Annotated in this window: 21 protein-coding genes; 10 read left to right on the forward strand and 11 right to left on the reverse strand. The window is 74.2% G+C overall.

Annotation, left to right across the window (positions count from 1 at the left end; genetic code table 11):
- Position 1: 1 nt before the first annotated feature.
- The 4 genes from ACF9IK_RS35860 (at position 2) to ACF9IK_RS35875 (ending at position 5540) form a co-directional block, all read left to right on the forward strand.
- Entirely contained in the window at positions 2-790 is a 789-nt protein-coding gene (locus ACF9IK_RS35860; RefSeq protein ID WP_395298241.1) for an oxidoreductase, read from the forward strand.
- Positions 787-2166: a Ni/Fe hydrogenase subunit alpha gene (locus ACF9IK_RS35865; RefSeq protein ID WP_395298242.1), complete on the forward strand. Its 1380-nt coding sequence runs from the start codon at positions 787-789 to the stop codon at positions 2164-2166. The genes ACF9IK_RS35860 and ACF9IK_RS35865 overlap by 4 nt, the downstream gene beginning before the upstream one ends.
- A gap of 144 nt (positions 2167-2310) precedes the next feature.
- Positions 2311-2970: a DUF4389 domain-containing protein gene (locus ACF9IK_RS35870; RefSeq protein ID WP_395298243.1), complete on the forward strand. Its 660-nt coding sequence runs from the start codon at positions 2311-2313 to the stop codon at positions 2968-2970.
- Positions 2967-5540: a cation-translocating P-type ATPase gene (locus ACF9IK_RS35875; RefSeq protein ID WP_395298244.1), complete on the forward strand. Its 2574-nt coding sequence runs from the start codon at positions 2967-2969 to the stop codon at positions 5538-5540. The genes ACF9IK_RS35870 and ACF9IK_RS35875 overlap by 4 nt, the downstream gene beginning before the upstream one ends.
- Before the next feature lie 78 nt (positions 5541-5618).
- Here the strand turns inward: ACF9IK_RS35875 and ACF9IK_RS35880 are convergent, their stop codons facing one another.
- The 8 genes from ACF9IK_RS35880 to ACF9IK_RS35915 all read right to left on the reverse strand — a co-directional run bounded on the left by ACF9IK_RS35880 (position 5619) and on the right by ACF9IK_RS35915 (position 13387).
- Positions 5619-6932, reverse strand: coding sequence for a cryptochrome/photolyase family protein (locus ACF9IK_RS35880; protein ID WP_395298245.1), 1314 nt, complete (start codon positions 6930-6932; stop codon positions 5619-5621).
- Positions 6929-7762 carry a DUF1295 domain-containing protein gene (locus tag ACF9IK_RS35885; protein ID WP_395298246.1) on the reverse strand — a complete coding sequence of 278 codons (834 nt, stop codon included), beginning with the start codon at positions 7760-7762 and terminating at the stop codon, positions 6929-6931. The genes ACF9IK_RS35880 and ACF9IK_RS35885 overlap by 4 nt, the downstream gene beginning before the upstream one ends.
- Position 7763: 1 nt before the next feature.
- A complete protein-coding gene (locus tag ACF9IK_RS35890) occupies positions 7764-7940 on the reverse strand; it encodes a hypothetical protein (protein WP_395298247.1) in 177 nt (58 codons plus the stop codon).
- On the reverse strand, positions 7937-9223 hold the full coding sequence (locus ACF9IK_RS35895) for a class I SAM-dependent methyltransferase (RefSeq protein WP_395298248.1): 1287 nt from the start codon (positions 9221-9223) through the stop codon (positions 7937-7939). The genes ACF9IK_RS35890 and ACF9IK_RS35895 overlap by 4 nt, the downstream gene beginning before the upstream one ends.
- Entirely contained in the window at positions 9220-9999 is a 780-nt protein-coding gene (locus ACF9IK_RS35900; protein ID WP_395298779.1) for a DUF1365 domain-containing protein, read from the reverse strand. The genes ACF9IK_RS35895 and ACF9IK_RS35900 overlap by 4 nt, the downstream gene beginning before the upstream one ends.
- Before the next feature lie 5 nt (positions 10000-10004).
- On the reverse strand, positions 10005-11267 hold the full coding sequence (locus ACF9IK_RS35905) for an NAD(P)/FAD-dependent oxidoreductase (RefSeq protein ID WP_395298780.1): 1263 nt from the start codon (positions 11265-11267) through the stop codon (positions 10005-10007).
- A 217-nt stretch (positions 11268-11484) separates the two neighbouring features.
- Positions 11485-12531, reverse strand: coding sequence for a MerR family transcriptional regulator (locus tag ACF9IK_RS35910; protein WP_395298249.1), 1047 nt, complete (start codon positions 12529-12531; stop codon positions 11485-11487).
- A 259-nt stretch (positions 12532-12790) separates the two neighbouring features.
- Positions 12791-13387 carry a sigma-70 family RNA polymerase sigma factor gene (locus tag ACF9IK_RS35915; RefSeq protein WP_395298781.1) on the reverse strand — a complete coding sequence of 199 codons (597 nt, stop codon included), beginning with the start codon at positions 13385-13387 and terminating at the stop codon, positions 12791-12793.
- A gap of 355 nt (positions 13388-13742) precedes the next feature.
- Here ACF9IK_RS35915 and ACF9IK_RS35920 point away from each other — a divergent pair, with 355 nt between their 5' ends.
- Both ACF9IK_RS35920 and ACF9IK_RS35925 read left to right on the forward strand, forming a co-directional pair.
- On the forward strand, positions 13743-14285 hold the full coding sequence (locus ACF9IK_RS35920; RefSeq protein WP_395298250.1) for a DUF4383 domain-containing protein: 543 nt from the start codon (positions 13743-13745) through the stop codon (positions 14283-14285).
- The gene (locus tag ACF9IK_RS35925) at positions 14282-15796 is read left to right on the forward strand and encodes a cryptochrome/photolyase family protein (RefSeq protein WP_395298251.1); all 1515 of its coding nucleotides are present in this window, start codon (positions 14282-14284) and stop codon (positions 15794-15796) included. Before ACF9IK_RS35920 ends, ACF9IK_RS35925 begins: the two co-directional genes overlap by 4 nt.
- A gap of 180 nt (positions 15797-15976) precedes the next feature.
- Here the strand turns inward: ACF9IK_RS35925 and ACF9IK_RS35930 are convergent, their stop codons facing one another.
- Positions 15977-16615: a carbonic anhydrase gene (locus ACF9IK_RS35930; RefSeq protein WP_395298252.1), complete on the reverse strand. Its 639-nt coding sequence runs from the start codon at positions 16613-16615 to the stop codon at positions 15977-15979.
- 243 nt (positions 16616-16858) lie between these two features.
- On the opposite strand from ACF9IK_RS35930, the gene ACF9IK_RS35935 reads away from it, so the two are divergent.
- Entirely contained in the window at positions 16859-18226 is a 1368-nt protein-coding gene (locus ACF9IK_RS35935) for an MFS transporter (RefSeq protein ID WP_395298253.1), read from the forward strand.
- Positions 18227-18677: 451 nt separating this feature from the next.
- The gene (locus ACF9IK_RS35940; RefSeq protein ID WP_395298254.1) at positions 18678-19427 is read left to right on the forward strand and encodes a DUF1775 domain-containing protein; all 750 of its coding nucleotides are present in this window, start codon (positions 18678-18680) and stop codon (positions 19425-19427) included.
- A 122-nt stretch (positions 19428-19549) separates the two neighbouring features.
- Here the strand turns inward: ACF9IK_RS35940 and ACF9IK_RS35945 are convergent, their stop codons facing one another.
- Entirely contained in the window at positions 19550-20737 is a 1188-nt protein-coding gene (locus tag ACF9IK_RS35945) for a hypothetical protein (protein WP_395298255.1), read from the reverse strand.
- Between the two features lie 369 nt (positions 20738-21106).
- Between ACF9IK_RS35945 and ACF9IK_RS35950 the strand changes: the two genes are divergently transcribed.
- Positions 21107-22003, forward strand: coding sequence for a LysR family transcriptional regulator (locus tag ACF9IK_RS35950; protein ID WP_395298256.1), 897 nt, complete (start codon positions 21107-21109; stop codon positions 22001-22003).
- A 112-nt stretch (positions 22004-22115) separates the two neighbouring features.
- The gene (dmpI, locus tag ACF9IK_RS35955; RefSeq protein WP_395298257.1) at positions 22116-22298 is read left to right on the forward strand and encodes a 4-oxalocrotonate tautomerase DmpI; all 183 of its coding nucleotides are present in this window, start codon (positions 22116-22118) and stop codon (positions 22296-22298) included.
- A gap of 144 nt (positions 22299-22442) precedes the next feature.
- Here dmpI and ACF9IK_RS35960 read toward each other — a convergent pair whose 3' ends face one another.
- Positions 22443-23087: a dihydrofolate reductase family protein gene (locus ACF9IK_RS35960; protein WP_395298258.1), complete on the reverse strand. Its 645-nt coding sequence runs from the start codon at positions 23085-23087 to the stop codon at positions 22443-22445.
- Between the last annotated feature and the right edge of the window lie 260 nt (positions 23088-23347).

Here is a 23347-nt window from a genome sequence, read left to right on the forward strand (position 1 = left end):
GATGCCGAACAGCTCCGACCGGCGACCTACGGTGGCCGTGTGGAAGTTCGCCTCCTGCGACGGCTGCCAGCTCACCCTCCTGGACTGCGAGGACGAGCTCCTCGCGATCGCCGAGCAGGTGGAGGTCTCGCACTTCCTGGAGGCCTCCAGCGCGAGCGCCCCGGGCCCGTACGACCTCTCGCTCGTCGAGGGCTCGGTCACCACCCCGCAGGACGCCGAGCGGATCCAGCACGTCCGCGCGGTGTCGCGGCGCCTGGTCACCATCGGCGCCTGCGCCACCGCCGGCGGTATCCAGGCGCTGCGCAACCACGCGGACGTGGCCGAGTTCCAGGCCGTCGTCTACGCGCGCCCGGACTACATCGACACGCTCGCCACCTCCACGCCGATCAGCGCCCACGTCCCCGTCGACTTCGAGCTGCGCGGCTGCCCCATCGACCGGCGCCAGCTCGTCGAGGTGATCACCGCCTACCTGGCCGGCCGCACACCGGACATCCCCGCCCACAGCGTCTGCTTCGAGTGCAAGCAGCGCGGCACGGTCTGCGTGACCGTGGCCCACGGCACCCCCTGCCTCGGCCCGGTCACCCACGCCGGCTGCGGCGCAATCTGCCCCGCGTACGACCGGGGCTGCTACGGCTGCTTCGGGCCCTCGAACTCCACGAACCTCCCCTCCTTCATCCCGCTGCTGCGCCGCGACGGCATGGACACCCTCGACGTGGTGCGGGTACTGCGCACCTTCAACACCGCCGCCCCCGAGTTCGACGCGGCCTCCCGGAAGGAACTCGAACGGTGACCCACCGCGGCTCCAGGACGCTCCACGTCGGGTCGCTCGCCCGCGTCGAGGGCGAGACCGCGCTGCACCTGCGCACGGACGGCGGCGAGGTCACCGAAGCCCGGCTGGCGATCTACGAACCCCCGCGGTTCTTCGAGGCGCTCCTCCGCGGACGCTCGTACACCGAACCACCCGACATCACCTCCCGGATCTGCGGGATCTGCCCGGTCGCCTACCAGATGACCGCCTGCCGCGCCGTGGAGGACGCCTGCGGTGTCACCGTCGACGGGCAGCTGGCCGCGCTGCGCCGGCTGCTCTACTGCGGCGAGTGGATCGAGAGCCAGGCGCTGCACATCCACCTCCTCCACGCACCCGACTTCCTCGGGTGCGACAGCGCCATCGACCTGGCCCGCACCCACCGCGCCGACGTCGAACGCGGCCTCCGGCTCAAGCAGGCCGGCAATACGATCATGGAACTGCTCGGCGGCCGGGCGATCCACCCGGTCAACGTCCGCCTCGGCGGGTTCCACCGCACCCCGACCACGGCCGAACTGAGGCCACTGGCCGAGCGGCTGCGCCGCGCCCTGGACGACGCACAGCGGACGGTGCGCTGGGTGGCGGGCTTCGACTTCCCCGACGCCGACTGCGACCACGACCTGCTCGCGCTGGCCGTCCCGGGAAGCTACGCCATCGAGTCGGGCACCCCGACGGTCATGCCGGCTCCCCGGGCCGCCGGGCTGCCGGCCGGGTCCGACCGGGCACTCCCCACGCGCACCTTCGCGGTCCGTGACTTCGGCGATCACGTCGTCGAGAACCAGGTGCCCCACTCCACCGCGCTCCAATCACTGCTGGACGGCCGCCGTCACCTCACCGGCTCGCTCGCCCGCTACGCGATCAGCGGGCGATGGCTCTCCCCGATCGCCGTCCAGGCGGCCCAGGACGCCGGACTCGGCGACCCACGGCAGGGCACCGTCTGCCGCAACCCGTTCCGGAGCATCGTCGTCCGGGCGGTCGAGGTGCTCTACGCGGTCGACGAGGCGTTGCGCATCATCGACGCCTACGAGCGCCCACCGCGTCCCCACGTCGACGTGTCACCACGGGCGGCCACCGGTCACGGCGCGACCGAGGCACCGCGAGGCCTGCTCTACCACCGCTACGCCGTCGACGGCGAGGGGACCGTCACCGACGCCGCCCTGGTCCCTCCGACCGCGCAGAACCAGGGCGCGATCGAGGCCGACCTGCGCCGCGTCGTGCAGGAGCGCCTCCGGGACGGCGAGCTCACCGACGCCGAACTGACCGCCCTGTGCGAACGGGCGATCCGCAACCACGACCCGTGCATCTCGTGCTCGGCCCACTTCCTCGACCTCACCGTCGAGCGCACCGCGTCCCGTGGCTGAACCGGCTACGGCGCCCCCGTTCGGATGCCGCCCCCGTGCATCCGGAGAGACCATGAGAGTGTCCGAGGACGTACCACGCCGGATCCGCCCGCCCCGCCGTCCGGCCGGGCAGGGACCGCCGTCCGGCGTGCCGCTCCGGAGGTGATGGCCGTGGCAGGCACCGAGACGTCGCCCGTCCGGGTGGAGGCCCGACTGGACCTTCCGCTCTCGCGCTGGCTCTGGCTGGTCAAGTGGATCCTGGTCATCCCGCACTGGATCGTCCTGTGCTTCCTGTGGGTGGCCTTCGTCCTGCTCACCGTGGTCGCGTTCTTCGCGATCCTGTTCACCGGCCGCTACCCGCGCGGGATCTTCGACTTCAACCTGGGTGTGCTGCGCTGGTCGTGGCGGGTGTCCTACTACGCCTACGGCGGCCTCGGGACCGACCGCTACCCGCCGTTCAGCCTCGGCGCGGAGCCCGACTACCCGGCGACACTGGACGTCACCTACCCGGGAGAGCTCTCACGCGGTCTGGTGCTCGTGAAGTGGTGGCTCCTGGCCCTGCCGCACTACCTGGTGGTCGGCATCTTCGCGGGCGGCTTCCAGGAGCGCTGGGGCGGCGGCGGGCTGATCGCCCTGCTGGCACTGTTCGCGGGGGTGGCGCTGGCCGCCACCACGCGCTACCCGCCGGGCATCTTCGATCTCCTGGTCGGTCTGAACCGCTGGGTGCTCCGGGTCGCCGCGTACGCGGCCCTGATGACCGACTCCTACCCGCCGTTCCGGCTCGACCAGGGGGGCCTCGGCCCGGCCGACCGGGACGTGCGGTGACACGGGCGCTCCGCCGACCGGCCGGTCTGACCGAGGAACGGGCCGCCCGGCTCCTGTCGGAGCACGGCCCGAACACGGTCGGGGCGGTGCCGAGCCCGCCGTTGTGGTCCCGGGTCGCCGCACAGTTGCGCGACCCCCTGATCCTGGTGCTGCTCGCCGCCGTGGTGCTGACCGTGGCCACCGGCGACCACGCGGACGCGATCGTGATCGGCCTCGTCGTCGTGGTGAACACCGCCGTGGGCGTCACGCAGGAGGTCCGTGCGGACAACGCGGTGGCAGCCCTCTCGGCGCTCTCCGCCCCCGCGGCCCGGGTGCTGCGTGACGGCCGGGAGCGCGAGGTGGCGGCCGCCGCCGTGGTGCCGGGGGACGTTCTGCTGCTCGCCGAGGGAGACATCGTCCCCGCCGACGCGGACCTGATCGAAGCCTCCGCGCTGTTGGTCGACGAGTCGATGCTGACCGGGGAATCCGTACCCGTCGACAAGGATGTGACCGCCGCGACCGGGCTCAGCGCCGGCACGGTGGTGGTCCGTGGCCGGGCGGTGGCGACCGTCACCGCCACCGGCGCCGGAAGCGCACTGGGCCGGATCGCGGCCTCGCTCCACCCGCGTCCCCGGGCCACCCCGTTGCAACGGCGACTCGCGGGGCTCGGACGGGTGCTGGCCCTGGTCACCGTCACGCTCTGTGCGGTGGTCTTCGTCCTCGGGCTGGCGCGCGGCCAGGCTCCGGAGGCGATGGCGGTCACCGCGATCAGCCTGGCCGTCGCGGCCGTACCGGAATCGCTGCCCGCGGTGGTGACGCTCGCGCTCGCGATCGGTGCCCGTCGGATGGCCGCCCGCCGTGCCGTCGTCCGCAGGCTCCCGGCCGTCGAGACCCTCGGCTCGGTCACCGTGCTCGCGACCGACAAGACCGGCACGCTCACCGAGGGGCGGATGGTGGTCGAGCGGCTCTGGGCACCCGGGTGGGAGGCCGCGGTGACCGGCACCGGCTACCGGCCGGAGGGCGAGGTCCTGGTGGAACCTCCGGACGGACGGGACCGGGCCCGGGCGCTGCTGAGGGTGGCGGCGCTGTGCAACGACGCCTCGTTGCGGCCGCCGCAGCCCGGCGGGGACGGGGAGTGGACGGCGTCGGGAGACCCGACCGAGGCGGCCCTCCTGGTGGCGGCGACCAAGGCGGGCCTGGACCCCGTTGTGCTCGCGGAGCTGTCCCCGCGGGTCGACGAACTCCCGTTCGACAGCATCCGCAGGCGGATGACGACGGTGCACCGCACGTCCTCCGGAGGCCTGGAGGTCTGCTTGAAGGGCGCTCCCGAAGCAGTTCTCGACAGCTCCCTGGTGGATGACGACGCAGGAACCCTCGCCCGGGTGGCGGAGCACGCGGCGCGCCTCGCCGCCGAGGGCTACCGGGTCCTGGCCGTGGCGTCCGCCCTACGGGAGCGCCCGGGCGGCACGGTCGAGTCGGGGCTGCGACTGCTCGGGCTGGCGGCGCTCAGCGACCCGCCCAAGCCGGCGGCCGAGGCCACCGTCGCCGCGTGCCGGCGCGCCGGAATCACGCCGGTCCTGATCACCGGCGACCACCCCGCCACGGCCCGCGCGATCGCCGAGCGGGTCGGCCTGCTGGAACGTGGGTCGGCGTCCGGCCGGGTGGCGACAGGCCGCGACCTCGCCGCAGGTCTGGTGCCCGACCCCACCGCCGTGCGCGTCTTCGCCCGGACGGACCCGCGGCAGAAGCTCGACATCGTCGAGGCCTGGCGCGCTGCCGGCGCCGTCACCGCGATGACCGGCGACGGCGTCAACGACGGCCCGGCGCTCCGGCACGCCGACATCGGCGTGGCCATGGGCCGGCGCGGCACCGAGGTGGCCCGCCAGGCGGCCGACCTCGTCCTCGCCGACGACGAGCTCGCCACCCTGGTCTCGGCCGTGGAGGAGGGGCGCCGGGTCTACGACAACATCCGCCGCTTCCTGCTGTACGCCATGTCCGGAGGAGCGGCGGAGATCCTGGTCATGCTGCTGGGCCCGCTGTTCGGTCTCGCACTGCCGCTGCGCGCCGGCCAGATCCTGTGGATCAACCTGCTCACCCACGGGCTGACCGGCGTCGCGGTCGGCGCCGAACCCGTCTCCGCGCGGGCCATGCGGCGACCGCCCCGAGCCCCGCAAGAGCACGTCCTCGGCGCCGGCCTCTGGCAGGGGGTTCTCGCGCTCGGCGCGGTGGTCACGGCGGTGAGCCTGACGGCCGCCCTGTGGGCCGATGCCGCCGGGCGGCCGTGGCAGAGCGTGCTGTTCCTCGCCCTTCTGGTGGCGCAGCTCGGCGTGGTCCTCGGGCTGCGAGAACGACTGTTCACCCGGGCCAACCCGTTCCTCCCGGTGGCCGTCCTGGCGTCGGCGGGGCTGGCGGCGGCCGCCCTGTACCTGCCGCTGCTCCAGGACGTCCTGCAGACCGAGCCGCTGTCCCGGACGGACGTCGGGGCGGCTGCGACGGCCGGACTGGCGGCCTTCGGCGCGGCAAGGCTGGGCGCACGCGGGCTGATCCTCCCGTCACGGCGACAGGGCCGAGCACGACCCGCCGCGGAATGAGATCACCGACTGATCGCTCACGGAGACCGGAGGGGCCGGCCCCGTCCGTGGTCGGGTCCTCGGCGTTCGAAGCCGCCGTCAGGGCCGCCCGTGGCGGAATCGGTCGGTGAGGGTGTCGGGGTCGATGATCGGTGCGGGGTAGCCCTCGGCGAACAGCCCCGGGCGGTGGACCGCGGGGCCCGGCAGATGGGCGAGTTCAGGGATCCAGCGGCGCACGTAGGCGCCGTCGGGGTCGTAACGGTCGGCCTGACGCAGCGGGTTGAGGACGCGGTTGGGCCGGGTGTCGGTGCCCGTGCCGGCCACCCACTGCCAGTTGAGCTGGTTGTTGGCCACGTCACCGTCGACCAGCAGGGAGAGGAAGTGGGCGGCGCCGATCCGCCAGTCCTGGTAGAGGCTCTTGGCGAGGAAGCTCGCGGTGATCAGCCGGGCGCGGTTGTGCATCCAGCCCTCGTGGGCGAGCTGGCGCATGCCGGCGTCCACGATCGGGTAGCCGGTGCGGCCCTGCCGCCAGGCCTCGACCTCCTCCTCGTCGTGGTGCCGGCGGTCGTCGTGGTCGCGGTAGTCCCGGCGGGCGGCGTCGGGGCGGGCGGCGAGGACCTGGTGGTGGAAGTCGCGCCAGACGAGCTGCCGGACGAAGGCCCGGGCGCCCTCGCCGTCGTGCCGCAGGGCGTGGGCGACGAGCTCCGTCGGGGAGAGACAGCCGAAGTGCAGGTACGGGGAGAGCCGGGAGGTGTCGTCCGCCGCCAGGTCGTCGTGGACGTCGGCGTAGGCGTCGACGTCCCATGCCCGCCACCGGGCCCGGCCCGCGCTCTCGCCCCCGGGCGGCAGGCCGGGGGAGGCGGTGCCACTCACCAGCAGGGTGTCGCTGCGGATGCCGCCCGGCGTGCGCAGCGCCCCGGGAGCCGCCAGCACGGTGCGGCGCGGTGCCTCCTGCCAGGCCCGGTGGTACGGGGTGAAGACCGCGTAGTGGTCGCGGCCGACCGGGGTGATCCGGCCGGGCGGCACCACGGTCACGGAGGCGTCGTGGACGTGCAGCCGGTCGCCGAACGCCTTGCGCAGCCGGGCCTCCCGGCGGTGGGCGAAACCGGTCACGCCGGAGGCGACGTGCACCGTGCTGGCCCCGGTCTCGGTGGCCAACCTGGCGGTCTGTTCGGCGGCGTCGCCCCGGCGCACGGTCAGCCGGGAGCCGATGGCGCGCAGCGAGGCGTCCAGGTCGGCGAGGCAGTCCGAGAGGAACGCCTGCCGGTTGGGGGTGGCGAAGCCCGCGGACTCGACGGCCGGATCGGACACGAACAGGGGGACGACCTGGTGGGCCGAGGTGTGCGCGGCGTGCAGCACGGGGTTGTCGTGCAGGCGCAGGTCCTGGGTGAACAGGGCGATCGAGACGGTCATGGAAGGGACCTCGGTGACGATGGGACTTTCGGGGTTCGGCGGGGTGGCAGGGGCAGGAAGCCGCTGGTACGGGCCGCGTAGTCGGCCCAGCCGGGCCGCTGAGCACCCAGCTGGCGCTCCAGCATGGGTTTGCCGCTGCCGAACGCCAGCAGGTAGGTCATCAGGAGGGGGCTCAGCACGAAGGCCCAGCCGATCGGAGTGTCCGCGGCGAGGAGGAACAGGCCCCACCAGACGCACGCGTCGCCGAAGTAGTTGGGGTGGCGGGTGTAGCGCCACAGCCCGCGGTCCATGATCCGGCCGCGGTTGGCGGGGTCGGCCTTGAAACGCGTGAGCTGCCAGTCGCCCACCGCTTCGAAGAACAGGCCGAGCGCCCACAGCGCGGTACCCGCCGCGGCGAGTGCGCCGGGGGGACCGGGCAGGTACTGGGCCGCCTGGACGGGCAGGGAGACGAACCACACGAGGGCGGCCTGGAGCAGGTAGACGATCCGCAGCGCGTACCGGGTGCGAGCCGCACCCTCGGGCGCGCGGGCGAGCATCCGGGCGTAGCGCGGATCCTCCGGTGCGCCCCGGGAACGCCACCAGATGTGCGCGGACAGGCGAAGACCCCACACCACGACGAGGACGGTCGCCAGCAGCCGCCGTTCCAGGTCGCCGTGGCCGTCAGAGAGGACGTAGCCGCTGAGTGCGACCGCGGTGAACGCCAGGCCCCAGGCGACGTCCGCACCGCGGTGGCGGCCGCTGCGCACGCCGACCGCGAACGCCACGAGGAACACGGCCAGGGCCGTACCGGCGCTGACGGCCACGTTGAGGGCGAAGGCGTCGCCGTTCACGTCAGACCTCCGATCCCGGGCCGACGGACCGTGCACGCGTTCCCGCCGCGGTGGTGCGCGACTCCGACGCCACCTCCCGAGCAGGGGCCGGCGAGCCGTAGGGGGCTTCCGGGGGCAGCGGCGGCGCGCCGTCGAGCACGCTGCCCGGCCCCCGGTCGAACGGGTCGGCGGTGCTCATGCCGCCACCTCGTCCCTGGTCAGCAGCAGTTGGTGGACATCGAGGTAGCCGGTGCGGAAGCCGGCCTCGGAGTAGGCCAGGTAGAACTCCCACGTCCGCCGGAACACCTCGTCGAAGCCGAGGCCGGCGAGCTGCGCGGACTGCTCGGTGAACCGCTCGCGCCACAGGCGCAGTGTCTCGGCGTAGTGCGGCCCGTACGCGTCGGCACGGGTGACCCGCAGCCGGGTGTGGCGCGCAGCGGTCTCCCGGATCGCGCGCACGGAGGGGATCTGGCCGCCGGGGAAGACGTACTTGAGGATCCAGGTCTGGGTGCGGCTGCTGGCGAGCATCCTGTCGTGCGGCATCGAGATCGCCTGCAGGGCGACCCGGCCGCCGGGTGCGAGGACCCGGTCGAGGGTCCGGAAGTAGTCCGGCCAGAACGGCCGGCCGACGGCCTCGATCATCTCGACGCTGACCACGGCGTCGTACACGCCCTCGGCGGCACGGTAGTCGCAGAGCCGGACCTCGGCGCGGTCGTCGAGCCCGGCCCGGGCGATCCGGCGGCGGGCGAGGACGAGCTGTTCCTCGGAGAGGGTGAGGCTGACCACGTGTGCGCCACGGGCGGCGGCCCGTACGGCGAGTTCGCCCCAGCCGGTGCCGATCTCCAGCAGCCTGGTCCCGGGACCGACGCGGGCGAGGTCGAGCAGGCGGTCGATCTTGCGGTGCTGGGCGGTGGGCAGCGCCTCCCGGCTCGCCTCCGGTGCGCCGTCGGGTGCGGTCGGGAAGACCGCCGACGAGTAGGTCATCGTCGGGTCGAGGAAGAGGGCGAACATGTCGTTGGACAGGTCGTAGTGGCGGTGGATGTTGCGCCGGGCGTTCGCGGCGGTGGGGAGATCCGCCGCCGGCGGCCGACTGACGTAGAGCCGGCGCAGCCACTGCGTGCCGCGCGGCACCAGGGTCTGCGGTGCGGTGGCCAGTTCGGTGAGAAGCGTGATCAGGTCGGGGCTGTCCCAGTCGCCGGCCTGGTAGGCCTCGCCGAACCCGATCAGACCGCCCTCGCCGACCCGGTGCAGGAAGTCCCCGGGGCGGTGCAGGCGCAGGACCGGAGTGCCGGGCGGGGCCGGTTGCCGGCACAGACCGGCGGGGTGTTCGATGCGCAGGCCTCGGCGGGCGGCGAGCCGGTGGAGCAGGCGTGCGGCGACCACTGCACGCAGCGGCACGTGCGGCACCCGGGCGACGTCCGGCCAGCGGGCGGGGTCGAGGGCGGGTGTCGGCGTCGTGGTCGTCGGGGCCGTGGTCGTCATGGTGCGGGGACCTCCTCGGTGGGCTCGGGGTGCTTGGCGGGGCGGGACGGGTCGGCCGTCGGACGGGGGTGGACGGGCAGGCCGCTGAGCCACAGGCGGATCCCCCGGTAGCGGATGTGCAGGGTGACGGCCCAGGTGGCGAACGGGTGGGTGAGGACGGCGTGCAGCAGCGCGGCGGGGCCGGCGGGTCGGCCGGTGCCGTGGACGGTGGCGGTGAAGGCCCGGGAGGCCCCGCGTTCGAGGTGGACGGTCAGGTTCAGCCGCTCGCCCGGTTCGGGCAGCACCATCCGGTAGTGGCCGTCGACGGGAAAGAACGGCGATACGTAGAAGTCCTTCGGAGTGCCGCCGCGGCCCGCGGGGTCGGGCGGCAGCAGGTAGCGGTGGCGGCCTCCGTAGGTGTTGTGGACCTCGGCGACCGTGCACAGCGGCCGTCCGGTCTCGTCGCGGCACCAGTACACGGTGAGCGGGTTGAACACGTGCCCGAGCGAGCGGGCCTGGGTCAGCATCAGGACCTGCCCCCGACCGAGCCGGACACCGTGGTCGGCGAGGTAGCTCTCCAGGTCCTGCCGGACGGTCGGTTCACCGTCGCCCGTTCCCAGGACGTGGTCCGCGTGCCGGAATCGGGCCAGTGGACGCAGTGGCCGCGGCACCGGTGGGAGGCGGTCGAGGTCGACCAGCCACAGGTAGCCGCGGTGCCGGAAGGCGGGCCGGCGGGGCGCGGTGCGCACGTGGGTGGTGCGGACCTCGTAGATCACCGCGCCCCACGGGCCGGGCAGGACGGTCACGGCGCGGCCACCCCCAGCAGGGCGCGGGCGGCCTCGACGCCGGACCGGCAGCCGTCCTCGTGGAAGCCCCAGCCGTGGTAGGCGCCGGCGAACGCCGTCCGGGCGGTGGTGAGTTCGGGAAGCCGACGCTGCGCGGCGACGGTGCGCGCGGTGTAGATCGGGTGCTCGTAGACGGTGCGCGAGACCACCAGGTGCTTGGGGACCGGGGCGTCCCGGTCCTCGTTGAGGGTGACCAGGTAGTCGTCGGCGGCGTCCAGGCGCAGCAGCCGGTTGAGGTGGTAGCTGACCCGTACCCGGTCCGACGGTGCCTCGCAGTGGGGCATCCGGTAGTTCCACGATCCGCGGGCCGGGCGCGCGGAGGGCAGGACGGAGGAGTCACGGTGGAGCACGGTCGGGTTGCGCGAATAGGTGAAGGCGCCGAGGACCTCCAGCTCGGCGTCGGTCGGGTCGGCGAGCAGCCGCAGTGCCTGGTCGGCGTGGGTGGCGATCACCACGGCGCCGGCCTCGGTGACGTGCCCGTCCCGTGTGGCCACGGTGACGCCGTCGGGGTGGCGGCGCACGGCCCCGACCGGGGTGGAACGGTGGACCGCGGTCAGCCGTTCGGCGATCTTCCGGACGTACGTGCGGGAGCCGCCGACCACGGTGCGCCAGGTCGGTGAGCCCGTCACGCTGAGCATGCCGTGGTTGTCGAGGAAGGTGAACAGGTAGCGTGCCGGGTAGTCGCCCACCAGGTCGGGGGCGCAGGACCACACGGCGGACACCACCGGGGTCATGAAGTGGCTGACGAAGTAGGGCGTGAAGCCCCCGGCGGTGAGGAAGTCGGCCAGGCTGGGGTCACCGGCGGCCGGGTCGGCGAGCAACTGCCGCGCCCGCCGGTGGAAGCGGGGCACCTCGGCGAGCGCCCGGAGGTACCGGCCGCGCACCACTGCGTCGCGCTTGGCGAACAGGCCGACGGGCCCGCGTGCGCCGGCGTACTCCAGGCCGCAGCCGTCGCAGCGCACGGACATGCTCATCTCGCTGTCCCGGGTCTGGACGCCGAGTTCGGCGAACAGCCGCACCAGGTGCGGATACGTCCGCTCGTTGTGCACCAGGAACCCGGTGTCGAGCGCGAGTCGTCGCCCGTCCGGGTCGGTCACCTGCTGGGTGTGGGCGTGACCGCCGAGCCGGGAGTCGGCCTCGAACAGCTCGACCTCCACCCCGGCCCGGGACAGCTCGTACGCCGCCGTGAGGCCGGCCACTCCGGATCCGACCACCGCCACCCTGCGTGGACGGCCGACGCCGAGCACGGCGGCGGCCGGGGTGGTGGATGTGGTGTCGAACGTGGATGTGGTGCCGGACACGGTCACGAGGAGCCCTCCCACCGGGGCCACGTGAGGCCCGCATAGTCGTTTCACGAAACCTTCGGAACCGGACCGGATGCGGATTGGCACGAGAACACGGCCGGCACGCGGCGACCGGAGGTGCGCAGCCGAGGCCTCAGCCCGTGACCGCGTCTTCGAGAAGGTCGACGGCGGCCGTGAGGGTACGGGGGCTGACGGTTCCGGAGGGGAGGCGGGTACGGGCCCAGCCTGGGCCGGCGGCCACCACCAGGGCCTGGCTGCGGGAGCCGTGCGGTCCCCACATGCTGCCGCTCACCTGGCCCACCAGCTCCGGGTCCGCGGTGCGGTGGTCCTGGGACCAGATCATCGCGGCGCCCGGTCCGAGTCGGTGGACGGCGTCCAGGAGCGCTCGGGGCGGGACGGTCGCACCGAGCATGCGGAAGGGAAGGGCGCGCTCGGTCAGTGCCGCGGCGGTGGCTTCGAGCGGCAGGGTGTGCTGCTCGGCGGGCATCGCCGCGAGCAGTACCGGCTTCACGGGCCGGGCAGCGGCCGGCCCGACCGCCACACCGCGCAGGACGCTGGAGACGTGCCATGACAGCAGGTGCTCCACCTCGACGTACTGCTCGCCGTCCGCCGCCCACTTGCGACCCGCGGCCCGCAGGGCCGGCATCATGACCTCCGTCCATGCGTCGATCACCCCGAGCGCCGCCACCGCTTCTCGCAGGATCCTGGCGATCTCCGGCGCATCGAGCCGAACCGCGGCCCGGGACAGGCCGCGGCACTCGGGGCGCACCGTCCCGACGCGCAGGGCGCGGCTGCCACCCGGGGCTCTGCCGCCGCCCGCGGCACCGGCGGGTCCGGGCCGGGACCGGACGGGGATCGGGCCGGTGTCACGGCTCGCCGCGGCGCGTTCGGCCAGCACCGCTCGAGCGGCTTCACCCGGCGGCACTCCGCGGGCCGTCAGCCGGCACATGGCTTCCAGGACGGCGATGTCCTGCGGGCTCCACCGGCGGTGGTGCCCCTCCTCGCGATGAGCGGGGCCGATGCCGTAGCGGCGTTCCCAGGAGCGGACGGTGGTCGGTGACACGCCCAGGCGCTGGGCCACGCCTCCGGTGGCGAGGCCCACGGCCTCGGCGGAGCGCGCCGTTCCGTGCGGGCCGTCGTCCCGCGCCTCGGCCTCGTGCCCGGTCGACGGCGTCACCATCCCGCGATCCTCCCCACCGCGAAGCCCACGCAGCACAGGACCAGGACGGTGATGACCGCCAAGGGGATCCAGCCGGGCCAAGCCGTGTGCAGCTCGACCGACTCCGGAGTGGAGATCCCCGCACACGTGGAGGCCTCGCATTCGGGCGTCTCCGCCGGCGGACTCACCGGAACGGCTCGCTCGTGGACGGAGGCCTGTTGGCCGGGTGTCATGACGTCCTCCCGCAGTGGTGGTTCCGGGGTTGGGGGGCCTGGACGCGTCATCGTCGGGCTCCGACCCGTTGGCCGGGTGGGCTGAGCAGTGCCGGCGACCGGCCCGGTCGATCGGGGACGCCCGCGAAGACGGCCCTGAGACGGGTCAGGCCGTCGCGGATCCGGGTCTTGACGGTGCCCAGCGGTACGTCTGTCAGACGCGCGATCTCCCGCTGCGAGTACCCACCGTAGTAGGCCAGGACCACGGCTTCGCGCTGTACGCGGCTCAGAGCCGCGAGAGCGGACCTGACCCGCACCCGCTCCAGGGACCGGACCACCTGGTCGTCCAGAGGGTCACCGTCGGCGGACTCCCGGAACGCCATGCGGTGGTCTCGCGCGGTGGCGGCCGTGGCGGCGCGCACCCGGTCCACCGCACGGTGGTGTGCGATGGTCAGGACCCAGGTCATGACCGACCCTCGCTCGGGCCGGTAGGCCGCGGCGCAGCGCCACATCTCCAGCAGGACCTCCTGGGCGACCTCCTCGGCGTGGGCCGGATTGCGCAGCGTTTGAAGGGCCACTCCGCAGATCGGCCCGGCGACCGCGTGGTGGAGCAGCTCGTAGGCGGCCTGGTCGCCGCGCGCCGAGAGCGCGAGTAGGCCGCGCAGATCGTCGGCCGTCGGCCGCCGCGGCCGACCGGCGGAGCACGCGTCCTCGTGGCTTTGCGTTTGCGGAGTCACGCTGTCCACGGTGCAGCGATTCACCGGGCGGGGGCCACTTGGAGCGTTTGTGCATCGTTTTCACCGACGCCGTGGCCGGCGCGCCGGCTCGGATGCTGCGGCGGCGCAACCTCTTCCGCCCCGCGCGAGCGGGCGTCGGACGACCCGGCCGGGTGCACGGTCCTTCGACCGCGTCGAAGCGATGCGCCACCGATGCGACTGTCGCCTCCCGCCCCGGCGGCCGAACCTGCAGGAGAGGCGGCGCACCGCGCGGCCGACCGACCTGCGACGAACGGAGCGGACCATGAAACTGCACGACGAAGTACCGGCCGACCACCGCCTCTCCCAGGTCTACCGGGTGGGAGCCGGACTGTGCGGTGCGGCACTGCTGGTCTTCGGCTGCCTCGGGCTGGCGGACGGGCTGCCGTTCTTCAGCACCGACGGGGAGGAGATCGCGGGCCTGTCCGGCAACGGCTTGCTCAGTCTGGTGTCGATCGTGGTGGCCGCGGTGCTCGTCGCCGGTGCCGTCATGGGCGGGAACTCCGCATCCACCGTCAACATCGCCGTGGGAACGCTGTTCGTGCTCAGCGGGTTCGTCAATCTGATGGTGCTGGACTCGTCGGCCAACATCCTGGCGTTCCGGCTCCAGAACGTGCTGTTCAGCTTCGTCATGGGTCTCGTGATCGCGACCTTCGGGATGTACGGAAGGGTGAGCGGCAAACTGCCACTGGACAACCCGTACTGGCGCCACCGCCACCCGCAGTCCGCCGACCCCTCCACCGCGTCACCCGCACCGGCACCCGACGGCCGCCGCCGGGGTGCCGCCCTCCCCGGACGGCCGGTGTGAGCGGCCCGCGTCCGCACTGGGTGTTCGGCGACCAGCTCGGCCCGCACTTCCTCGCCCCGGGTGAGGACGGCCCGGACGAGGGCGCCCCGATCGTCATGATCGAGGCCCGGTCGGTGCTGCGGCGGCGCCGGTTCCACCGGGCCAAGGTCCACCTGGTGCTCTCGGCCATGCGCCACGCGGCCGACGCCCTCGGGGACCGCGTGCGCTACGTGCAGGCCGGGACCTACCGGGAGGGCCTGGCCGAGGCGGTGGGGCGGTGCCGGCTGACCGTGTCCCACCCGACCTCACGGGCGGCGCTCGGCCTGGTGACGAGCCTGCCCCAGGTCACCGTGCTGCCGCCGCGCGGTTTCCTCGTCCCCTTCGCCGACTTCCGCCGCTGGGCGGGCGGACCGGGTGAGCGGCGGCTTCTGCTGGAGGACTTCTACCACCGGGTGCGCCGCGCCGAACACCTGCTGCTGGAACCGGACGGCTCGCCGACCGGCGGCCGCTGGAACCTCGACCGGGACAACCGCGAGCCACCGCCCAGAGGGGCGACCACGCTGCCGCTGCCACCGCCGTTCGAACCGCAGGAGGACGAGATCGACCAGCGGGTTCGGGCCGATCTGGACCGCTGGGAGCGTGCCGGTGAAGTCGCGTTCGTCGGCCGCGACGGACCGCGCCGCTTCGCCGCGACGCGCGCCGAGGCCGAGCAGGCCCTCGCGCACTTCGTCGACCACCGCCTCGCCGACTTCGGCCGCTTCGAGGACGCCATGCTCCGCGCCGACCCGTGGATGGCCCACAGCGCCCTGTCCGTCCCGCTCAACCTCGGTCTGCTGCACCCGGGCGAGTGCGTGCGCGCCGCCGAGAGCGCCCACCGCGCCGGCCGGGTGCCGCTCAACAGCGCCGAGGGCTTCGTCCGGCAGGTCGCGGGCTGGCGCGAGTACGTCTGGCAGCTCTACTGGCACCTCGGCGAGGGCTACCGGGACGAGAACCGGCTCGGCCACCACGAGCCGCTCCCGGCGTGGTTCCTCGACCTGGACGCCGGGGCCGTCACCGCCCGCTGCCTCTCCGGCGTCCTGGCGGAGGTCCGGGACCACGGCTGGGTCCACCACATTCCGCGGCTGATGGTGCTCGGCAACTGGGCGCTCCAGCACGGCTGGGACCCGCGCGAACTCACCGACTGGTTCCACCGCTGCTTCGTCGACGGCTACGACTGGGTGATGACCGCGAACGTCGTCGGCATGTCCCAGTACGCGGACGGCGGGCTCGTCACCACCAAGCCGTACGCCGCCGGCGGTGCCTACCTGCACCGGATGGGCGACCACTGCGGACCGTGCCGCTACCGGCCCACCGAGCGCCTCGGTCCGCGGGCCTGCCCGTTCACCACCGGCTACTGGGCGTTCGTCCACCGCCACCGGGAGCTGCTCGCCGCCAACCACCGGACCTCCCCGGCGGTGGCCGGCCTGCGTCGCCTGACCGGGGTGCCCGAACTCCTCGCCGCCGAGCACGACCGCGGCCAGTCACCGCCCTGAGCCGGCCGGCGCCGCCACTCCGTGCCCGCCCGGGGACGGGCGGCACGGCACCGGGGCCGGTTCCTCCGTCACCAGTGCCACTCGACGGCCTTCCGATCCGGCGCCGCCCCGCTGGACGCCGTCGCCCGGATCGCCGCGACCGGTGGAACGGCGCGGACCTGTGCCGGGTTGCGAACGGGGTCAGGCGGGGGAGCCGACGGGCAGGTCGAGACCGCGGGCGGTGACCAGCTGGGCGGTGCCGTCGGCGAGCCGGTACGAGAGGCCTACCACGGCTGCGTGGCCCGAGTCGACCGAACGGGCGAGGGTCCGTGAACGTTCGAGGAGGAGGTCGACGGTGTGCTGTATGTGGGTGTCGATGAAGTCGGCCTCCTCGGTGTGGCCGGCGGCGCGGGAGGCCAGGACGCTGGGGGTGACGCGCTCGATCACGTCGCGCACGTAGCCGGTGGCGGTGGTGCCGTCCTGGACGGCGGCGCGGGTGGCGGCGACCGCGCCGCAGGAGTCGTGTCCGAGGACGACCACCAGCGGGCTGCCGAGCACGTCGACGCCGTACTCGATGCTGCCGAGCACCTCCGGCCCCATGACGTGGCCGGCGGTGCGGACCACGAACAGGTCGCCCAACCCGCGGTCGAAGATGATCTCGGCGGCGAGGCGGGAGTCCGAGCAGCCGAACAGGACGGCGAACGGACTCTGGGCCGGGGCGGTGGCGGTGCGGCGCGCGGCGTCCTGGTTGGGGTGCTCGGGAGCGCCCGCGGTGAAGCGCCGGTTGCCGGCCAGCAGCGTCTCAAGTGCGGTGCGGACGGTCATACGATCACTGGTCATGGCCGCAGCCTACGACGTGCGGCCGCGGTACGGGCCACCGGCACCGGCCGCCGGGGGCGGGGTGCGGGCGGCTGTACGGCGTCGGAGCGTGTCCGCGGTCCGGGTGCGGAGAGCCCCGCGCCCGGGCCAACCCGGTCACACTCTCCGCCCGTGGACCGGCGGATTCCTTTCAACATGTGCGCACTCGTGCACATGTGGGCTAGCCTGAAGGGGTCACCTCCCTCCGAGCCGGGATACGTCCGCATGGTCGCCGTTCTGCGCAACCGCACGTACCGCCACCTCTTCACCGCCCAGGTCGTGGCGCTCGTCGGCACCGGGCTGGCCACCGTCGCGCTGAGCCTGCTCGCCTACCGGATCGCCGGCGAGGACGCCTCGGCCGTCCTGGGTACCGCGCTGGCGATCAAGATGATCGCCTACGTCGGGATCGCCCCGGTGCTCGGCGCGACAGCCGACCGGATACCCCGGCGGGCGGTGATGGTCGCGATGGACCTCACCCGCGCAGGTGTCGCGCTCGCCCTGCCGTTCGCCGACCGGGTGTGGCAGATCTACGTCCTGATCTTCCTGCTGCAGTCCGCCTCGGCGGCGTTCACCCCGACCTTCCAGGCCACCATCCCCGAGGTCCTCCCGGCCGAGCGCGACTACACCCAGGCGCTGTCCATGACCAGGATCGCCTACGACCTGGAGAGCCTGTTCAGCCCCGCGCTCGCCGCGGCCCTCCTGACGGTGGTCACGTACAACTGGCTGTTCATCGGGACGGCGGCGGGCTTCCTCGCCTCGGCCGCCCTCGTCGTCTCCGCCGTGCTGCCCAGGCCGAAGCCCGTCGAGCGTGCGGGCGGGCTCTACGGCAAGGCCGCGTTCGGCACCCGCCTGTACTGGGCCACCCCGCGGCTGCGCGCCCTGCTCGCGCTGGACCTCGTCGTGGCGTCGGCCGGTGCCATCGTCTTCGTCAACACGGTCGTGATCGTGCAGGGGCACTTCCACAAGCCGCCCGGCTTCGTCTCGCTGGCCCTCGGCGCGTACGGCGTCGGCTCCATCCTCGCCGCCCTCCTCCTGCCCCCGGTGCTGCGCAGGCTGGGGGACCGCGCGGTCATGCTGCCCGCCGCCTTCGCCCTGCCCGGGGTGCTCGCCGCCGTCGCGGCCGTCACCTCGGCCGGCACGGGCGCCCCGTCCTGGACCGCGCTCCTGGCGGCCTGGGCCGCGATCGGCGCCGCCTGCTCCGCGGTCCTCACCCCGGCCGGGCGCGTCATCCGCCGCTCGGCCGGCGACGCCGACCTGCCCGCCGCCTTCGCCGCACAGTTCTCGCTCTCGCACAGTTGCTGGCTGCTCACCTACCCGCTCGCGGGATGGCTCGCCGCGGGCGCCGGCCTGCCGATCACCGCCGTCGTCCTCGGCGTCGTGGCGCTGGCCGCGGCCCTCGCCGCGACCGTCCTCTGGCCCCGGCAGGACCCCGCGAGCCTCGGCCACGTGCACCACGACCTGCCCGCCGACCACCCGCACCTCGCGGACGCCCGCCGGACCGCCGACGGCTGGTCGCACGGCCACGACTTCGTCATCGACGCCCTGCACGCGCGCTGGCCACGCCCGGTCGAACGCATGGCGGGCCGGGTCTGACCCGCTCCCGTCGGCCCCGGCCTGGCGCCGGCCCCCCGGAAGACGGCGTCGCTGCGGTGCCGGTGGGAGTCCCGGAGGGAACGGATCGGGGACGGCGGCCGAGCCGCCGCCGCGAGGGAGCCGGGGGAGACCGGTGGATCCGTCGTACCGGCACAGGCGCACCTGTCCTTCGCCGCCGCCCGCCGTTCGGGGGATGACCGCCGCCGTTCGGCGGCCCGTGCCACGACCGGCGGCGTCATCGGGGATGATGTGCGGCACGATGCCGTGCCCGACCACGCCGAACCGCTGCCGACCGGGCCCCGGTCGCAGGGCCGGCCGTCGCCCCGCGCGCTCCGGTGCGGGAGGCCACCCCGCACCGGACGCGCTCCGGCCTGAACCCCGCCGTCGCCCCGGACGCCCGCCGGTCCACCGGCCGGGTGGCGGACACCCCCCGCTCTGGAGAAGCGCTCCCATGAACCTCAGCCGCACCACCGCCCGGGCCGCCGTCGTCGCGGCCGCCGTCACCGGCGTACTCACGCTGGCGTCCCCGGCCTTCGCCCACGTCGAGGTCGAGTCCGACGGCGCCCGGGCACTCGCCACGGACGTCACCATCGCCTTCAGCGCCGAGGCCGAGTCCACCACCGCCGGCGTCACCGCGCTGCGCGTCGTCCTGCCCGAGGGAATCGCCCCGGCCGACGTCACGCTCACCGAAGCGCCGGACGGCTGGACGCTCGCCGTGACCGACGACGGCTACACGGTCTCCGGACCGGCCGTGGCGCCCGGCAAGGACGTGGCCTACAAGATCACCGTGCGGCAGCTTCCGGACGCCGGGGAGCTGGCCTTCAAGACCCTCCAGTCCTACAGCGACGGTCGCATCGACCGCTGGATCGAGCTGCCGAAGAACGGCACCGAGCCCGAGAAGCCCGCCCCGGTCCTGGCCCTCAAGGCCGCCGCGCCGGGTGCCACGCCGATCGCGCCGAGTCCGTCCGCCACCGCCACGGCACCTGGGCCGACCACCTCGGCGGCGCCGACCGCCTCGACGACAGCCGCCGCTCCGGCCGAGGCGTCGTCCCCGACGGCCGTCGCCGCGGCACAGGCGGTGTCGGAGAGCGGGGGCGACGGCTCCTCGGCCGTGCCGATCGCGGTCGCCGCCGTCGCCGTGCTGGCCGTCGCGGGCGGCGCCGCCTGGTGGTGGCGCCGACGGCGCACCACCGGTGCCTGACCGGGCCTCCCGTGCGGGGCGGCGGTGCGTCCGCCCCGCACCCGCCGGGCGGACGGCGCGTCCGCACCCCCCCTGGTGGACGGCCGCGGCCGTCGTGCTCCGCGCCGATGGACGACGAGCGGTCACGGCGGGGCGCCGTTGTCGCGGGCGAGGTCGAGAAGCGCGGTCGTCACCATTGCGGCGAGTGCCGTGACGAACGGTACGAATCGGCGGGCCTCCGCGTGCTCGCCGATGCGGAGGGTGAAGTACGCCGGCTGTCCGGGGCCGCGATGCCTGATCTCGTCGTCCAGGAGTAGATGCGCGAACAGCGCGGCCGTGACGGTACTCCAGCGCTGCCGCGTGAAACCGTGGTAGACGATCTCGGTCCTGACCTCGGTGAACCCGACCGAGCCGGGCAGCCACCCGGCGATCGTCAGCGTCAGCGTGCCGTAGTCGCTGGGCGTGTCGCCGTAACTCCGGTACCACCAGCGGTCTCCCCTGTTCGCCCAGGGCATCGGTGGGAGTGTGACGACCGGCGGCGGGACGTGTGTCGGCCAGTCGAGGAGCACCCTCCACCCGCGCACGGACTCGGAGGTGCCCGCGCTGTAGCTCTGGATGCCGGGTTCCCCTGCGGCGACCAGTGCCGCCACCACGCGCTCGGCCGTGGCGACGATCTCCTGCTCGGCGGCCTCCCGGGCCTGTGCGTTCACCGTCGTGCCGAGCAGGGCACGCCACCAGAGAGGGAAGGTCCCGACGCCCGTCACCTCCTCCACCCGACGGCGGGCCGCCGGCTCCCACGCCACCCGGAGGGGGCCGCGACCAGCGAGGACGACCAGGATCTTTGCCAACTCCCGGGCGGTCAGGGGAGCCTGCGTGTGGCGGTTGGCGTCGTGCAGCAGAACGCGGAGCACGTCCGGCTCGTGCTCCCAGCTCCACAGCCGCAGATCGGCGGCCTGCGCCGCGTCGGTCCGTCGCTTCGTCCACTCCTGGAACTCGGCGTACCGGGTGAGCCGTTCGGCCTCGGCACGGGCAGCGGCCCGCTCCCGGGCCACCCGTTCCTCCTCCCGCACGACGGCGACCCGCACCTCGATCTCCTCCACCACCGGACGGTAGGCCGCGGCGGCAGCCGCCATCCGGGCCGTGTACGCCTCCTCGGCGCGGAGCCGGCGCCGCGCCAGCCGCGCGCGGACCACCGGCACCCGCCGGGCCGACGACCGGCGTCCGCCTCCGGCCAGGGCCCTCCGCACCTCGTCGGCCGCAGCCTCGGCCTCCGCGATGTAGGCGACGGCGGCGTCACGCCAGCGGTTCACCTCGCCGGCGGTCGCCGGCACCCGGACCTCGTGTGCCGCCAGGCCCCCCAACGGCCGCGACGGATTCCCACCCCGGATGCCGCCGGGCCACGGCTCGCCCGTGAACCAGTACACGACGCACTCCGGCACAGCCGGATCCGCGGCTCGCCAAGTGCACCTCACCAGAGTCCACCGCTGCTCGGACACCCCTGACCTCCCCGGCCCGCACGTACCTCCCCCATACCCACACCGCGTGCGGAGGTCACGCCCGGATGGACGTCACCACCGAGCCCCCGCCCGAGCTACCCTCCCGCCGGGCCACGGCCCCGCCGACCCGGGCGGCGGGGGCGTCGGCGGTTGCATCCCGGCCTGCGACCATGGGCTCGTCGACACATCGGGCAGGGGGATCACATGGAGCTGCGGCAGCTGCGCTGCTTCGTCGCCGTCGCGGAGGAGCTGCACTTCGGCCGGGCCGCCGACAGGCTGTTGCTCGGCCAGCCCGCCGTGAGTCAGCAGGTCCGCCGTCTGGAGCGGGAGTTGAAGGTCGAGTTGTTCGACCGCTCGCCCCGGTACGTCCGGCTGACCCCGGCCGGCGAGCGCTTCCTGCCCGCGGCGAGGGGTGTACTGGCGGCCGAGGACGCCGCCCGCGCCCTCGCCGCCGATCTGGCCGCACCCAACGTGCTCCGGCTCGGCACCGTCACCGGGCTCGGCGAGAAGCTCGACCTGATCCTGGACACCTACCAGCGACGGGCCCCCGACGTGCTCGTCGAACTCCATGCCGCCCCGGTGCGGGACCGGCTCGCGCGGCTGTCGGACGGCCGCCTCGACGCCGCCTTCGTGCGCGGTACCATCGCCGAGGCCAACGCCGATCTCCGCTTCCTGCCCGTCTGGCAGGACGAGCTGGTGATCGCGCTACCGGCCCGGCACGCCCTCGCCGACCAGGCCGAGGTCGATCTCGCGGAACTCGCCGCGCTGCCGCTCCGGCTGACCGAACGCCGCAACCACCCGGCGCTGGTGGACCTGGTGACGGACGCCTGCGCGCAGGCGGGCTTCCGGCCGATCCTCGGCCCGGCCCACACCACCCTGCAGGACACCCTCGCGTCGATCGGCACCGGAACCCCGATGTGGACGGTCGTGTACGCCGCCAACGCCCGGATGACGAACACCCACCGGATCGCCTTCCGGCCCTGCCGAACCCCCCTGGCGCTGCCCACCTCGGTCGCCGTGCGCCGCTCGGCCCCGCTCCCTCGACTGCTCCTGGAAGCCTGCCGCCGCACGACTCCGACCAGGGACGATCAGGATTCGTGATCGCTGCCGGAGCGATTCGGGTCTGGGTGGCGGGCGGCCCGATCGGGTGGACTGTTCCTGGCCGGAACACCCGGCAGAGAAGAGCCGAGAAGAACCAGGTCAGGAGCCGAAGATGCCGATCGTCACCATCCAGCAGGGCCCGCGCGGGGTCGAGCAGAAGCGCGAGTTGGTCAAGAAGGTCACCGAGGCCTTCGTGGAGGCGCTGGAGGTACCCGCCGAGAGCGTGTTCGTCTGGATCCAGGAGTACCCGGCGGAGAGCTGGGGCGCGGCCGGGAGGCTCACCGCGGACCGGTAGCCGGCGCATCGGGGTCGCCGGGCAGGCGCTGCGAGTCGACCACACCGCCTGGCACCCACCGTCGTCGGGGTCCCGGCGTGGGCAGGGCGGTGCCCGGCGCAGCCCGGGTGCAGCACCGCCGGGAGCCGGGTGCCGCCCGGGGCGTCAGGTGCGGGTGAAGGTCAGGTGCGTCACCCCGCTCGGGCTGGTCACCGCCTCGGTGCGGAACCGCTCCTCGATTCCTTCCAGCCCGTCCCACAGGCGCTCCCCGCGCCCGAGGACGATCGGTACCACGACGACGTGCAGGTGGTCGACCAGGTCGGCGGCCAGGAAGGCACGGACGGTGCGGGGCCCGCCACCGATCCGGACGTCCAGGCCGCCGGCGGCCTCCCGGGCCTGGCGGAGCGCCTCCTCGGGGGAGGCGTCGACGAAGTGGAAGGTGGTGCCGCCCGCCATCTCCACCGACGGCCGCGGATGGTGGGTCAGCACGAAGACCGGGGTGTGGAACACCGGGTCCGGCCCCCACCAGCCGGTCCAGTCGTGGTTCTCCCAAGGGCCGCGCTGGGGACCGAACTTGTTGCGACCCATGATCTCCGCGCCGATGCCGTCGCCCCAGGCGCGGGCCATCGCGTCGTCCACGCCGGTGTCGCCGCCCTCCTGCCCCTGCATCCGGCGGAACGTCCTGGTGCGGAGGAACCAGCGGTGGAGGCGGTCGCCGGCGTGGCCGAACGGGGCCTCCGGGCTCTGCCCCTCGCCAGTGCCGTAACCGTCGAGCGAGACCGAGAAGTTGTGGACGCGGACGAGGGACACGGAAGACCTCCGGCGTTCGGCGGTCCGGCGGGCGGGCCGCACCGGCCGGAGTCCGAGGCTATCCCGCGTCCGCCGGGCCGCCCGGTGACCGACTCGCCCACGGGGCGGCCGGGCCGGCCGACCAGGTCGCCGCGCTGCGGCCTGAGATCGAGCGGAAGCTGGCACGGCGGCTGCCGGTCGACCTGTCGCAGGCGCTGGCGGAGTATCTCTGCGGGGAGCTCCTCGCGGCGGATCCCCCCGCGGCGGACGACGGAGCGGAG

It is taken from the genome of Kitasatospora hibisci (assembly GCF_043950205.1).
In the GTDB taxonomy this organism is placed as follows: domain Bacteria; phylum Actinomycetota; class Actinomycetes; order Streptomycetales; family Streptomycetaceae; genus Kitasatospora; species Kitasatospora hibisci.

Excerpts from the sequence above, each read along its gene's own strand:
- ACF9IK_RS35860 (WP_395298241.1), top strand. The coding sequence starts at position 2 with ATGCCGAACAGCTCCGACCGGCGACCTACGGTGGCCGTGTGGAAGTTC.
- ACF9IK_RS35870 (WP_395298243.1), top strand. The coding sequence starts at position 2,311 with ATGGCCGTGGCAGGCACCGAGACGTCGCCCGTCCGGGTGGAGGCCCGA.
- ACF9IK_RS35880 (WP_395298245.1), bottom strand. The coding sequence starts at position 6,932 with ATGACCGTCTCGATCGCCCTGTTCACCCAGGACCTGCGCCTGCACGAC.
- ACF9IK_RS35890 (WP_395298247.1), bottom strand. The coding sequence starts at position 7,940 with ATGAGCACCGCCGACCCGTTCGACCGGGGGCCGGGCAGCGTGCTCGAC.
- ACF9IK_RS35895 (WP_395298248.1), bottom strand. The coding sequence starts at position 9,223 with ATGACGACCACGGCCCCGACGACCACGACGCCGACACCCGCCCTCGAC.
- ACF9IK_RS35910 (WP_395298249.1), bottom strand. The coding sequence starts at position 12,531 with ATGGTGACGCCGTCGACCGGGCACGAGGCCGAGGCGCGGGACGACGGC.
- ACF9IK_RS35920 (WP_395298250.1), top strand. The coding sequence starts at position 13,743 with ATGAAACTGCACGACGAAGTACCGGCCGACCACCGCCTCTCCCAGGTC.
- ACF9IK_RS35930 (WP_395298252.1), bottom strand. The coding sequence starts at position 16,615 with ATGACCAGTGATCGTATGACCGTCCGCACCGCACTTGAGACGCTGCTG.
- ACF9IK_RS35935 (WP_395298253.1), top strand. The coding sequence starts at position 16,859 with ATGGTCGCCGTTCTGCGCAACCGCACGTACCGCCACCTCTTCACCGCC.
- ACF9IK_RS35940 (WP_395298254.1), top strand. The coding sequence starts at position 18,678 with ATGAACCTCAGCCGCACCACCGCCCGGGCCGCCGTCGTCGCGGCCGCC.
- ACF9IK_RS35950 (WP_395298256.1), top strand. The coding sequence starts at position 21,107 with ATGGAGCTGCGGCAGCTGCGCTGCTTCGTCGCCGTCGCGGAGGAGCTG.
- dmpI (WP_395298257.1), top strand. The coding sequence starts at position 22,116 with ATGCCGATCGTCACCATCCAGCAGGGCCCGCGCGGGGTCGAGCAGAAG.